Genomic DNA, 12,194 nt, shown 5'->3' with positions numbered 1-12,194 from the left:
CAGGACTTGGGTCATGGTTCTATCATAACTTCCGCATTCCTCCCGACACTGACCCTACGGGTACAGTGCGGGGCTCCTGCGATTTCTAGCTGAGACAGAGCTCTCAAGCTGCAAGCTCCGGTGGGGATGGGCGGTACCGGACTCGAACCAGTGACATCCTGCTTGTAAGGCAGGCGCTCTACCGCTGAGCTAACCGCCCCTGAAGGATCCCAGTCCACCGAGTTTAGCATTCCCAAGGGACTATTTCCCCATGCCCAAGCTCTGCGCCTTCTGGTACACCTTGCCCTCGGTCAGGAGGGAGGGGGCGATGCAGATCTCCACCTGCTGCATTTCTCGGAGATTGGCAGCCCCCAGGGTGGCCATGCTAGTGCGCAGAGCACCCCAGAGGTTGTGGGTACCGTCGTCCAGGCGGGCGGGGCCGCGCAAGATTTCTTCCAAGGTGCCGGTGGATCCCACGCGGATGCGGGTGCCGCGGGGCAAGATGGGGCTGGGGGTAGCCATGCCCCAATGAAAGCCGCGACCGGGGGCCTCATAGGCGCGGGCCAGGGGGGATCCGATCATCACTGCATCGGCTCCACAAGCGATGGCCTTGCAAATGTCGCCACCGGTCACCAATCCCCCATCGGCAATGATGGGAACGTAGGCGCCGGTTTCCGCCAAAAACTGCTCCCGTGCAGCGGCACAGTCGGCAATCGCTGTAGCCTGTGGTACCCCCACCCCCAACACGCCGCGGGAGGTACAGGCAGCCCCCGGGCCGATCCCCACCAAGACACCGGCAGCTCCGGCCTGCATCAGCTCCAGAGCGACATCGTAGGTAACGCAGTTGCCCACCACAACAGGAATGGACATCGACCGGCAAAATTGGGCCAGATCCAGCTTCTGCATGCCCTCGGGCACCTTGTGGTGGACGGAAACTACCGTGGCCTGAACGAAAAACAGATCCCCCCCGGCTTCAGCCACCAGGGGGCCGTATTGGGCGGCGTGGGCGGGCACGCAGCTAGCGGCGGCAATGGCGCCGGAGGCTTTAATCTGGCGGATGCGTTCTTGGATTAGCTCTGGCTTCACCGGCTCGCTGTAGAGGCGCTGCATTAGGGGCACAAACTCGTCTTTGCCCACCGACGCGATCTGAGCCAACACCTCATCGGGATCGGCGTAACGGGTTTGGATGCCATCCAGGTTCAACACCCCGAAAGCTCCCAGCTCCGAGAGCAAAATGGCCATTCGCACATCCACCACGCCATCCATGGCGCTGGCGATGATGGGGATTTGCCGTTGGATCCCTCCCAGGGTGAAGTGGGTATCCACCAGGCTGGGATCCAGCGTTCGTCTGCCTGGGGCCAGCGCGATTTCATCCAGCCCGTAAGCGCGTCTCGCCTGCCGATTGCGGCCCAGTTGCACGTCCATTTTTCCCCTGTTCTGCGGATCCCTTGTTCTTATCATGCCGCCAAGGAGGGATCCAAGGCTAGCGAGAGTTTTGTTCTTCTGGTTGGGATTTCCACCTGCGATCCCGGAGCGGGTCTCAATCCGCCCCAAAGGTTCGAGGGGGCAGGGGCGTGAAAATGTGCCCTTCTTGCAGGGTGCCGAAACTGCGGCAGCGCTCGGATCCCCAACGGAACCCGTAGAGGGCGATGTAAGCACACATCAAGGCATCCACTTGATCTTCGTAGTTTTTGAGCCGACGGCTCTTGAGGGATCCCACCTCCACTTGGAGCAACGCTTCGTGGCCCCGGAGAGCTGGGTCAGCGGCAGCCAGAGAGCGCAGATGATGCTGGTAAAGCTGCCAGGCTTGTTGCCGTTCCGGCCAGGTGCGTCGAGGGCGGGCCTTGTATTTTAGAGTGCGGCTGAGGCCAAAGAGGCTGACCAAGGCGCTGTGGGGGAAGACCTCGGTCACTTGGCGGGTAAGTTTTCCTCGCTCGATGCTGGCCTGCTCCCGAAAGCCATAACTGGCTAGGGCTTGCACCAAGGCTTCCCCTCTCACCTGGCCGTCTTTTTCTAGAAGCCGGCGGTTGGCTGGGTGGGCCCCGGCTGCATAGGCGCGAAACACCTGGTTCAGTTCTGCCTCGGCCCGCCGTTGTCCTGTGAGGTTGGGAACCCGCAAGGGCGCATCCACCGCCACCAAGCAGGGATCCCCTCCCGCCTGAGCTTGAATGTAGTCCAGGATCTCCTCATCCGTTTGGAGAATGCGGCTATCGACCAGATGGCCTGTCAAGTTTTGCCTGCCGGGATCCCCGAGCTGGACTCGCAGCGTGGCCAGACCGGAAGGGTTGCGGGTTGACCAGGCCAGATCCAGGCCAATGCAGATCAACTGAGCCACACCGCCTTCCCCTTCTCTTCAAGTTGGACAGAATCAGAGTCGTTATCAAAAAACCAGTTTGAGGCAGTTCCCGATTGCATGGCTCCGGCGCCCTCACCCCCAGCCCCTCTCCCAAAGGTAGAGGGGGATCAACGTCACAGACAGTTGCGCTGCTGTTGCATGGGTATTGGGAATGATCCCGCCGGATTGCCTGCGTCTTGATGAAAATCCACAAGAAAAGGGATCCCACCAGGGGATCCCGAAAGATTCATCCAAGATGCCTGGCCAGGAAGCGAAGTGCCCATGGGCTCTTCGGTGAGCCTCAGGGACCCACCTCGCTGTGGCGGTCAACGGATTAGTAGTCGTAGTCACTCATGCCGCTGCCGCTGCTTGCCGGCGTGTTGGTTTTGGGCTCGGGCTTGTCCACCACGATTGCTTCGGTGGTCAGCACCATCCCCGCAATGGAAGCGGCGTTTTGCAGGGCAGAACGGGTAACCTTGGCCGGGTCTACAATGCCCGCCTCGAACATATCCACGAAGGCGTCGTTCTGAGCATCGTAGCCGGTGTTGAAGGGCTTATCTTTCACCCGCTCCAGCACAATGGAGCCGTTTTGGCCGGCGTTCTCAGCAATGCGGCGCAGCGGAGCGCCCAGAGCGCGGGCGACCAGGTTGGCCCCCACCAGTTCATCGCCGGACAGGTTGGCTTGCGCCCACTCGGTTACCACCGGGATCAGGTGTGCCAAGGTGGTGCCGCCGCCGGGAACGATCCCTTCTTCTACCGCCGCTTTGGTGGCGTTGATGGCATCTTCCAGGCGCAACTTGCGGTCTTTCATCTCGGTTTCAGTGGCCGCGCCCACTTTGATCACTGCCACACCGCCGGAGAGCTTGGCCAGGCGCTCTTGCAGTTTTTCTTTGTCGTAGGTGGAGTCGGTTTCCTCAATTTGACGGCGAATTTGCTCGCAACGGGCTTTCACAGCCGCTTCGTTGCCTTCCGCCACGATGGTGGTATTGTCTTTGGTTACCGTGACGCGACGGGCAGTGCCGAAGGAATCGAGGCGAGCGTTCTCCAGCTTCAGGCCGCGCTCTTCGCTGATCACCTCACCACCGGTCAGGATGGCGATGTCTTCCAGCATGGCCTTGCGGCGATCCCCGAAGCCAGGGGCTTTTACCGCTACCACGCTCAGCACACCCCGCAGCTTGTTCACCACCAGGGTAGCCAGCGCTTCTTTCTCGATGTCTTCGGCGATGATCAGCAGAGGACGACCGGCGCGGGCCACCTGCTCCAGAACCGGTACCAGGTCTTGCACCAGGGTGATCTTCTTATCGGTGATGAGGATGTAGGGGTTTTCCAGAACCGCTTCCATCCGCTCGGTATCGGTGACGAAGTAAGGGGAGATGTAGCCCTTGTCGAAGCGCATCCCTTCCGTCACTTCCAGCTCGGTGGTCATGGACTTGCCTTCTTCCAGGGAGATCACCCCCTCGCGGCCCACTTTGTCCATGGCCTCGGCAATCATACGGCCCACTTCTTCATCGTTACCGGCGGAAATGGCCGCCACCTGGGCAATGGCTTTGGAATCTTCGACCGGGCGGGCATGTTCGGCGATTTTGTCTACCAAAAACTTCACCGCCTTGTCGATCCCCCGCTTCAGGGCAATTGGGTTGGCGCCGGCAGCCACGTTTTTCAGACCTTCTTTCACCATGGCGTGAGCCAAGACCGTGGCCGTGGTGGTGCCATCCCCAGCCGTGTCATTGGTCTTGGAAGCCGCCTGCCGGATCAAGGAAACGCCTGTGTTCTCAATGTGGTCTTCCAGCTCGATTTCTTTGGCAATGGTTACCCCGTCGTTGATGATTTGGGGGGCGCCAAACTTCTTCTCCAGCACGACGTTGCGCCCTTTGGGACCCAGGGTAACGGCTACGGCTTCTGCCAAAATATCCATGCCGTGCTCTAGAGCGCGACGGGCTTCCTCGCTGAAAATGATCGATTTCGCCATAGTCAACCTCTCAGATGCAAACGCAAGTAAGGGTGAAACAGAGTCTCAAGGATTCAATCGTTCGTTGAACTGCTGCTGAATCACTGACCATTACTGAACAATGGCGAGAATGTCCCGCTCGGCCAACAGCACATATTCATCGCTGCCCAGCTTGACTTCGGTTCCGGCATACTTGGAGTAGAGCACTTTGTCGCCGGCTTTCAGTTCCATCGGGATCAGCTTGCCCTCGTCGTTGCGCTTGCCAGGGCCAACAGCAACCACTTCCCCCACCTGGGGCTTTTCCTTGGCAGTGTCCGGCAAGAAGATCCCACCTGCGGTTTTCTCGTCCTGCTGAGCGATTTTGACCAGCACGCGGTCGCCCAGCGGCTTCAGGGTAGAGACGTTAAGAGCCACTGCAGCCATGACGAATGTCCTCCTCTTTCCATTAATTCCGCTTCCCGAGGGGAAGCGACTTAGCACTCTCGACTTACGAGTGCTAGTTTATCAGCCAACTTTCTGGCCTGACAATAGCCTTTGTCAGCGGGATCCCGCTTTTGGCAGGTGCGGTCGGGGTGCGGATCCCCCTACTTTGGGGTCTGCTGTGGGATCATGACCTGAGTTGGGCTGGGTTGAGAAGGTGTGGATCCCGTTTTTTCAGGTGGATGCATTTACGGCGGTGCCTTTCGGCGGCAATCCGGCAGCGGTGTGTCTGCTGCCCCAGGAGTTGCCAGAGGCGCTGATGCAAGCCATTGCGGCGGAGAACAATGTATCGGAGACGGCTTTTTTACTGCCTCAGGGATCCCAGGGCGAGGTTCCCCACTATGGGCTGCGCTGGTTTACGCCGACGACGGAGGTGGATCTCTGTGGCCACGCCACCTTGGCTGGTGCCCATGTGCTGTTCACCGAGGTGCATCCTGAGGCGGAGAGGGTAGCCTTTTCCACCCGCAGTGGCCTGTTGCAGGTGCGGCGGCAAGGGGATCGCCTGGCCATGGATTTTCCTGCTCAAACTCCGGAACCTTGGCCAGAAGCCAAGGAGCAGGTGGCAGCGGCTTTGGGGATCCCACCCGTGGAGCTATACCGGGGGGACATGGGGGTAGCGGTGCTGGCTTCGGCGGGACAGGTGCAGCAGGTGCAACCGGATCTGGCCCAGGTTCAAGCACTCCCCGTCCCGGGGTTGATCGTCACAGCCTCTGGGGCGGATCTAGAGGATGGGCCGGATTTCGTCTGCCGCGTTTTCGCTCCTCGGCTGGGGATCCCGGAGGATCCGGTGACGGGATCCGCCCAGTGTCTTTTGATGCCCTATTGGGCCAAACGCCTGGGCCGACTTGATTTGAAGGCTCACCAGCTCTCGGCCCGCGGGGGCGAGCTGTGGTGCCGAGATCGAGGCTCACGGGTGGAGATTGCTGGGCAAGCGGTGCTGGTGATCAGAGGAGAGCTGAGGCTGCCTTAGAACCCTACCGAACAAAAAACACCCCGGATATGCTTCCGAGGTGCAGGCTAGGAAAGAGCTTGAGCTAGCCGAGGATTTCGGCGGCTTGAATGAGCTCCACCTGCTTTTTCTTGAGCACCAATAAGAGCTGGGCAATCGTAACGGCTGCCAGGAAAGCCACCAGCCATTTCACCCGCTCCGGGCTTTGCAGCACCAGATCCCGCTCCACCTGGCCAAAGCCGCCCACATTGGGATTGTTGGTGACGGGATCCCCTTCTTTGACGCTGTCTCCAACAGCAACCACCAGTTCCGGCCCAGGCGGCACCACCAGGTTTTGGATCCCGCTTTCGGTCTCGAAGCTGAGAACTCTCGTGCCCGGCAGCTCGTATTCCGGGGGCACCAGGCTGGCCAATTCAGCCGGCAGATCGCTGATATCGGAGTTGAGGGTGGCGATGTTGACTAGACGCCCGGTGGCCGGAGCGCGGAAAACGTTGTTGTTGCTGAGGCTGCCGTCGGGGTTAAGCTGACCGCGACCTCGGTTGGCCCCGATGTAAACGCGATACTTCATGAAGGCCACCGAGGGATCCTCTTTCGGGTCAGGGGCCACCACCGGGAAGACGATTTCTTGATGCTGCTCGCCCGGCAAAGGCCCGACCAGGAGGATGTTGGGCTTCGCGTCGCTGTAGGGGGTGATGTAGGTCTCGGCGGTTTCCTGCCGCTGTTCCTCGGTCATTTCGGCTTCGGTGGCCAGGCGGAAGCCCTCCGGCAAGACCACCACCGCGCCCACATTCAACCCACCCTTGCTGCCGTCTGCCAGCACCTGCTGCTTGCTCAGGTCATAGGGGATCCCAACTTTGATGGTGAACACCTGGCCGGGGGTGACTGCCTGCGGCACCTCGGCGCGAGTGGGCATGGCGTTCAGGTGGCAGTTGGCACAGACAATTTTTCCGGTCGCCTCGCGGGGGTTGTCGTAGGCCATCTGGGCGTAATAGGGGTAGGCTGCCGCCGGACGTGCCCCCATCCCCAGCAACAGCAGCAGCCCACAGAAGGCCAAGCAGATTCGCTTCATAACTCTCAGCTCAGAATGAATTTCCATCACAGGTTTAGGACACAGTCTTGGAACAGCCATCTCGACAATTTGCCCCAAATCGTTCGGCAAAAGCCGGCACAGCCAGGATCCTTACCTCACCATCCTTCTAGATCAGGGAGATCAGGGGCCGGTCAACAGTTGGACTGGAAAGGTGCTCCGCACCGCTGACGCAATTGCCTGGGCAGAACCGGCGGGATCCCTTGCCCTTTAGGTCTCCCGGAAATCAGGGCCTTGCCAGGGGCTGAAGCGAACGTTGTCGCCATCCACCGTGGCGCTCACCAGCTCCAGCGAGCGGGGAGCCGGCCCCCGAATCACCTTGCCATTGGCCGCGTACTGGGATCCGTGGCAAGGGCACTTAAACAAATTTTCCCCCACATTCCAGGGCACCACGCAGCCAAGGTGGGTGCAAACCGCGTTGAGGCCGTAGTTGGCCACCGCCCCATTGTCGATCACGATGTAGGTGGGATCCCCTTTCAAACCTTGGGCCAGCACCCGGTCCGTGGCAGCATGGGTGGCCAACAGCTCACTGACGCTGATGGGCTTGCCGAGGGCGTCCTGAGCGATGAGGCCCTCACCCCCTCCACCGGAAGAGGGCGGGATAAAGTACTTCACCACCGGGTAGAGGGCGCCCACCACTACGACTCCCACAGAGCCACTGAGCAGGGCATTGAGAAGAACCCGCCGGCTCATGGGGGGCGCTTCAAAGTTGCTAACCGCTTCCGTCATAATGGCAAATGCAAACCTGAGAAGTTTTAACGTTCGTTGACAAGCGACATCATCCTAACCGACCCCTCTGGCCAATATCGTTAAGAAATGCAACGCTGGAAGAGGCCGTAGCCTTTCTTCCCAAGGTGAGCGGCCCACCCGGCAAGGTTGGAGCCAGATCCAAGCCAGTCTCAAGCAGTCCTGATGAAGGGATCCGACTTTCAAGCTTTGTTGCGCGAGAAGTGGGGCTGTTCCTACGACGTACAGTTGCGCCGTATCCAGCAGAAGGTGGTGCTGCTGGTGATGTGGCGCTACCTGGAGCAGCCCTCCTTTCCCTTGAGCGAGGCGGAGTATCTGGCCCACTTGGAGAGAGTGCTGGCCCATTTGCAGGCTTGGGGGGTGTGGGAATCGGTGCGCCGGGAGATCGAGTCCACCCGTCAGAGACCTCGTATGGGCAAGGCGGTGGCCATTCCTCTGGATTTGCAGAAGGTGGGGGAGCGGGTCTCGGAGTGGTTGCTGTGAGTTCTCCGGGGGAGAAAGAAGTCCAAGCAAACCCAAGCGCTGGATTCGCCGGCTGGCCAAGAAACTCGAATCTGTCTCGGCCTAAACGGTAGACCGGGAGTTTGCCCAAAGGCCATGCCCTTTCTAGAGCGGACGCTGCTGGCGCACTTGTTCGGTTTCCGGGTACTCCTGCTGAGCTTTGGATTCCAAAAGCTGGCGGAACACCGGCTCGTCCAGACGGTAGTCCCGCTGCTCGATCAAATCCCGATCGGTTGAGTAAATGGTGTCCGACTCTTGCACAACTTCTTGACGGCGGAAGCGGCGGGCAAAGTTGAGTTTGCGCAGCAGCGCCTCTGTGGGATGCTGCAGATGCTCTCGCCAAAGCTGCCGGACACGATTGCGACGCTCCACTCCCTGGTTGCGGATTTGCAAGGTCAACCACCGAACGGCGGGCACCGCCAAAAAGAGGCTGCCGTAGAGAAACAGAAACCCAATCAACGGGTAGATGAAGGCTAAAAAAGCATTGCTGCCGGCTGCCGCTGCCACCTCTTCCCGTGCCCCATAGAGAATGGCGGCCAGAAAGAAATTGAGAACTCCCAAACCCCCTGACAGGGTCAGTTGACCAGGCGTGGCCCGGCTGAACACCCAAGGTTTCTCCTGCAACACTTCGGGGATCCTCTTGGGCTCACGCTCTGAGGCGGCCACCTGCAGTTCCGGAAAGCGGTAGACAATGTCCCCGTCCTCGCTGACCTCCGGCTGACCGTCGAACTTGAGCAAAATGGGCAGCATGTAATCTTCGTATTCCAAGGCCGGGGATCCCGGCTCCACATCCAGGTAGGGCAACACCTGTTCCGCTGCGATCACCCCCCCATTGGCACGAATCAGTTGGCCAATGAGGGCATAGCGCTCCTCCTCCAGGTTGGCATTGGGATCCCCGTCCCCAAAGAGGAAGCTGTACACCGCTTCCAGGAAGTTCAGCTCGGATTTTTGCGGCTGGCGGGGGCGCGTCCGACCGGAGTAGCTCCCATAGTAGGGGTAAGGATCCCAGAAGGGGTTGCCGATCCAAAGATTGGGGAAGTAGTAAAACCCTATCCCCCGCGACCGGCTGCGATTGTCCTGCTCGCGGCTACTGGCCATCTGCAAGGCAATCAACGCCAGGACGATCAAGACAATTGACACCACCAGCAGAATGCCAAAGGAGATGCGCAACCCATAGAGGAAGCCCCCCCACAACCGGCGACGCAGGGCTGCTAGCCGATCCTGCTGCTCCTTGCGCTTGAGAATGCTGCGAAAATCCGGTGGAAAAACGTAGGTAATCTCCCCCTGCCGGGAAACCTGGAGATGCCCCTCCGCCTTTTGGGCCAAATTCAGTAGCTCTTGTTTGGCCTCGTGTAAAGCTAAGCCCGTGCTGGATGCAATATCTCCCAGCGTGACCCGCAGGCCCAACTGTTCCACTGCATCCATCACCAATGTTTGGGTAGCCACTCTTAACCTCCGCTTTCTGCCCCAATTGCCGAGGAGCCTGTCGGGATCCCTAGGACGCAGATCCGCTCCCCTGAGCTAGACCTAGCGTCTCCTCTATTCCCAGTATCTCCCCTTAACCCCGCAGCGACGAGAATCGTTGTAGATCTCACTTCCAGAACGGTTGTACCCCCCTCTAGGGCAGCCAAGCCATCACGGCCAGCAGGGTCGAGAGGATCCCGATCAACACCCAGATGAGGGGCTTAGTGTCCAACGGGGGATCCGCTGCCCGGCGGCTGAGGGGATCCCCAGATCTTGGGGAAGGGCCTTTGCGTTGGGAGCGCCCATAGGCCAAGCGGTACTCTGGGGGATCAGCTTCCTCCAGCCGGCTGAGATCGGGAATTTCGCTCAACCACTCCGCTGGACGCCGCAGACGAGGGGCTTGCCAGATACCCAAGACATAGCGAGCCTGCTGGGCAACTTCTGGATCTGGGTTGCGCAGCAAGGTTTGGGCCAACAGGATGGCCTCCTGCGTTTCGCCAAGGGCTTCTTGGGCCAGGGCCTGCCAGAGCCGTAGCTTACCCGACTGCGGATAGCGGCTTTGGGCCTGCTTAACCTCCTCTAGCGCCTGCCGGTATTGTCCTCGCTCGAACCTCAACTGGATCAGAGCTAAGTGCTGAGACAATCTCAGGTCTTTGGGAAGCGTCATGCTCAGGATCCGCAGGCTAGGTCAGCTTCTGTTCTACCCCAAACCCCACCAGCAACAGCTCCTGCAAAGGCTGACCCTGAGGGGGACGTTGGTAGGTAAGGATCTGCCGCAGGCGCAGGCGCGGATTCAGTAGAGTGATGGTATCTACAGCAACCACACGAGTGTAGGTGGTGGTCATCACCAGTTGCAGGGATCCGGGATCAAACCGGAAAGTCGCCACCATCGGGCGATCTTCCTCATAGGCCCGATCCCGCAGGTAGTCTCCCTGCAGCCCCAGGGGGGTTTCCTGCCGAGGGACGAACAGCATGTTCAGCTCTTGCCCGGCCTCCTCACCCTTTTCGGAAACCGTCTCAAAAGCCAAGTGAAAGCCCAGAAAACCATCCACGTTGTGGTTGGGGTAGTTGTTGTCGGCGAGCACCTTGTGCTTGAGCTCAGGGGTGAGGGTGCGAATGGTGAACTCGGTGCGGGAGCGCTCCACCTCGCCACGGTCTAGGTAATGGTAGGTGCGCTCTGTGCGCCAAGCTCCAATGCAGCAGTTGAAAAAGTGGTGAAATTGCTGGATAGCGTTCATGCGGGCGGGAGCGGACAGAGTCAGAGATCAGCGCTGGACGGGAAACCCTGCTTTCGATCCTAAAACGAATCGAAAACAACCAGGAATCCAAATCCTGAATGCCAACGATTGAGTTCTACCGTGGGATCCCCTTCCTCACGGGCTTTTGGCCACCCGGATCCCTTGGAGCTGCCCCAACAACTCCAGGGCTCGCTGGAGCTGGATGTCCTCCGGCCCGGCCAAGGTTTCCGCCGTCAGAGGAACGGATCCCTCCGCCACCACCACATCGGGCTGGATCCCCTGGCGATGAATGTCGTGGCCGCTGGGGGTAAGGTACTTGGCCGTGGTCACCGCCAGCCCCGATCCATCCGCCAGCTCCAGCAGGGATTGAATCAGACCCTTGCCAAAGGTGCGCGTTCCCACCAGTTGAGCTCGCCCACTGTCCTGAAGTGCCCCGGCCAACACTTCACTGGCACTGGCGCTGCCCTGGTTCACCAAGACCACCAGCGGTGCCTCTGTGAGCACCTCGCCGGTGGCGGGAATGCTGTCTTGAATGCCGTGGCGATCCGTCACCAGCACAATGTCACCCTTGGGGATCCAGAAGCGGGCGATCTCAATGGCCGCCTGCAAGAGTCCCCCCGGATTGTTGCGCAAATCGAGAATGTAGCCCCGCACCCCTTGAGCTTCTGCGGTTCGAATGGCTTGGCGGACTTGAGCGGCAGCATTGCCGTTGAACTGGCTGAGGCGAATGTAGGCCACCGATCCCTGAGGCAGCTCAAAAAAACGGGTGCGCACGGGGTTGATGGTGATCGATTGGCGTACCAGCTCCACCTCCCAAATGCGATCCTGCCGCCTCAGCTTCAAAGTAACCGGCGTGCCGCTGCGCCCCCGCATCCGCTCGGCCACTTCGTCCAGGCTCAGCCCCGCCACCGGCACCCGATCCACCGCCAAAATCTCATCCTGGGGTTGGATCCCGGCCTGCTCGGCAGGAGTGCCTTCCATGGGGGCAATCACCCGCACCGCCCCCTGCTCATCGATGGCAATCTGCAAGCCGACACCGCTCAGCTCGCCGGCTGTAGAGGTCTGCAGGCTGAGGTAGTGCTCTCTGTCCAGAAAGCGAGTAAAGGGATCCCCCAGAGTGGCCAACATCTCCTCAATGGCCTGATAGGTCTGCTTGCGCTCCTTTAAGGGCCGGGAGAGAAACCGTTGCCGCACCTGCCACCAGTTTTGCCCGTTAAACCCCGGATCCACATAGGCCCGATCCACGTAGGCCCAAGCCTGCGCCAGCAGTTGCTGCTCTTCTCCCCAACGGCTGGCCTGCCCTGGACAGGCGCCAATGCCCAAACTCGCCCAGAGCAAACACCCAAGCAAGACAATGCGGATCCCCCACCCTCTCCAGCGGATCCCTGTGTATCTCGGCTTCTGCACAACCATCGATCCCAAAAAACATTAAGAAACATGAACAAAACGCAATATCGAAAACTTGC

The 12,194-nt window shown here is 59.9% G+C and carries 12 protein-coding genes and 1 tRNA gene; 2 read left to right on the top strand and 11 right to left on the bottom strand.

The genetic code is table 11. The features are described 5' to 3' along the window. Positions 1-127 precede the first annotated feature (127 nt). From ACVWYZ_RS06090 to groES, 5 genes are all read right to left on the bottom strand, one after another. A tRNA-Val gene (locus ACVWYZ_RS06090) sits at positions 128-199 on the bottom strand. Between the two features lie 41 nt (positions 200-240). Continuing rightward, positions 241-1,404 carry a GuaB3 family IMP dehydrogenase-related protein gene (locus ACVWYZ_RS06085; protein ID WP_457466510.1) on the bottom strand — a complete coding sequence of 388 codons (1,164 nt, stop codon included), beginning with the start codon at positions 1,402-1,404 and terminating at the stop codon, positions 241-243. Positions 1,405-1,519: 115 nt separating this feature from the next. Further along, entirely contained in the window at positions 1,520-2,314 is a 795-nt protein-coding gene (locus ACVWYZ_RS06080) for a DUF429 domain-containing protein (protein WP_457466509.1), read from the bottom strand. Positions 2,315-2,648: 334 nt separating this feature from the next. Next, positions 2,649-4,283: a chaperonin GroEL gene (gene groL / locus ACVWYZ_RS06075; RefSeq protein WP_011433224.1), complete on the bottom strand. Its 1,635-nt coding sequence runs from the start codon at positions 4,281-4,283 to the stop codon at positions 2,649-2,651. Between the two features lie 90 nt (positions 4,284-4,373). Beyond that, positions 4,374-4,685: a co-chaperone GroES gene (gene groES, locus ACVWYZ_RS06070; RefSeq protein WP_011433225.1), complete on the bottom strand. Its 312-nt coding sequence runs from the start codon at positions 4,683-4,685 to the stop codon at positions 4,374-4,376. A 214-nt stretch (positions 4,686-4,899) separates the two neighbouring features. Here groES and ACVWYZ_RS06065 point away from each other — a divergent pair, with 214 nt between their 5' ends. Next, positions 4,900-5,712 carry a PhzF family phenazine biosynthesis protein gene (locus tag ACVWYZ_RS06065; protein WP_457466512.1) on the top strand — a complete coding sequence of 271 codons (813 nt, stop codon included), beginning with the start codon at positions 4,900-4,902 and terminating at the stop codon, positions 5,710-5,712. A 64-nt stretch (positions 5,713-5,776) separates the two neighbouring features. On the opposite strand, the gene ACVWYZ_RS06060 is transcribed toward ACVWYZ_RS06065, so the two are convergent. Beyond that, on the bottom strand, positions 5,777-6,760 hold the full coding sequence (locus tag ACVWYZ_RS06060) for an apocytochrome f (RefSeq protein WP_414423627.1): 984 nt from the start codon (positions 6,758-6,760) through the stop codon (positions 5,777-5,779). 228 nt (positions 6,761-6,988) lie between these two features. Further along, the gene (locus tag ACVWYZ_RS06055) at positions 6,989-7,507 is read right to left on the bottom strand and encodes a cytochrome b6-f complex iron-sulfur subunit (RefSeq protein WP_414351678.1); all 519 of its coding nucleotides are present in this window, start codon (positions 7,505-7,507) and stop codon (positions 6,989-6,991) included. 183 nt (positions 7,508-7,690) lie between these two features. Between ACVWYZ_RS06055 and ACVWYZ_RS06050 the strand changes: the two genes are divergently transcribed. After that, the gene (locus ACVWYZ_RS06050) at positions 7,691-8,008 is read left to right on the top strand and encodes a DUF3067 family protein (protein ID WP_414375168.1); all 318 of its coding nucleotides are present in this window, start codon (positions 7,691-7,693) and stop codon (positions 8,006-8,008) included. Positions 8,009-8,131: 123 nt separating this feature from the next. On the opposite strand, the gene ACVWYZ_RS06045 is transcribed toward ACVWYZ_RS06050, so the two are convergent. The 4 genes from ACVWYZ_RS06045 to ACVWYZ_RS06030 all read right to left on the bottom strand — a co-directional run bounded on the left by ACVWYZ_RS06045 (position 8,132) and on the right by ACVWYZ_RS06030 (position 12,141). Beyond that, positions 8,132-9,472: a hypothetical protein gene (locus ACVWYZ_RS06045; RefSeq protein WP_457466508.1), complete on the bottom strand. Its 1,341-nt coding sequence runs from the start codon at positions 9,470-9,472 to the stop codon at positions 8,132-8,134. Between the two features lie 172 nt (positions 9,473-9,644). Next, on the bottom strand, positions 9,645-10,157 hold the full coding sequence (locus ACVWYZ_RS06040; RefSeq protein WP_011433231.1) for a tetratricopeptide repeat protein: 513 nt from the start codon (positions 10,155-10,157) through the stop codon (positions 9,645-9,647). A gap of 16 nt (positions 10,158-10,173) precedes the next feature. Continuing rightward, entirely contained in the window at positions 10,174-10,728 is a 555-nt protein-coding gene (locus ACVWYZ_RS06035; RefSeq protein WP_414356093.1) for a phycobiliprotein lyase, read from the bottom strand. A 135-nt stretch (positions 10,729-10,863) separates the two neighbouring features. Continuing rightward, positions 10,864-12,141: a S41 family peptidase gene (locus ACVWYZ_RS06030; protein WP_457466507.1), complete on the bottom strand. Its 1,278-nt coding sequence runs from the start codon at positions 12,139-12,141 to the stop codon at positions 10,864-10,866. Between the last annotated feature and the right edge of the window lie 53 nt (positions 12,142-12,194).

The sequence above is a fragment of the Thermostichus sp. MS-CIW-37 genome (genome assembly GCF_054060065.1).
Note: the sequence above shows the minus strand (reverse complement) of the source record. Positions and strands in the feature narration are given on the sequence as shown.

Excerpts from the sequence above, each read along its gene's own strand:
- ACVWYZ_RS06040 (WP_011433231.1), bottom strand. The coding sequence starts at position 10,157 with ATGACGCTTCCCAAAGACCTGAGATTGTCTCAGCACTTAGCTCTGATC.
- ACVWYZ_RS06050 (WP_414375168.1), top strand. The coding sequence starts at position 7,691 with ATGAAGGGATCCGACTTTCAAGCTTTGTTGCGCGAGAAGTGGGGCTGT.
- ACVWYZ_RS06055 (WP_414351678.1), bottom strand. The coding sequence starts at position 7,507 with ATGACGGAAGCGGTTAGCAACTTTGAAGCGCCCCCCATGAGCCGGCGG.
- ACVWYZ_RS06060 (WP_414423627.1), bottom strand. The coding sequence starts at position 6,760 with ATGAAGCGAATCTGCTTGGCCTTCTGTGGGCTGCTGCTGTTGCTGGGG.
- ACVWYZ_RS06030 (WP_457466507.1), bottom strand. The coding sequence starts at position 12,141 with ATGGTTGTGCAGAAGCCGAGATACACAGGGATCCGCTGGAGAGGGTGG.
- ACVWYZ_RS06085 (WP_457466510.1), bottom strand. The coding sequence starts at position 1,404 with ATGGACGTGCAACTGGGCCGCAATCGGCAGGCGAGACGCGCTTACGGG.
- ACVWYZ_RS06035 (WP_414356093.1), bottom strand. The coding sequence starts at position 10,728 with ATGAACGCTATCCAGCAATTTCACCACTTTTTCAACTGCTGCATTGGA.
- groES (WP_011433225.1), bottom strand. The coding sequence starts at position 4,685 with ATGGCTGCAGTGGCTCTTAACGTCTCTACCCTGAAGCCGCTGGGCGAC.
- groL (WP_011433224.1), bottom strand. The coding sequence starts at position 4,283 with ATGGCGAAATCGATCATTTTCAGCGAGGAAGCCCGTCGCGCTCTAGAG.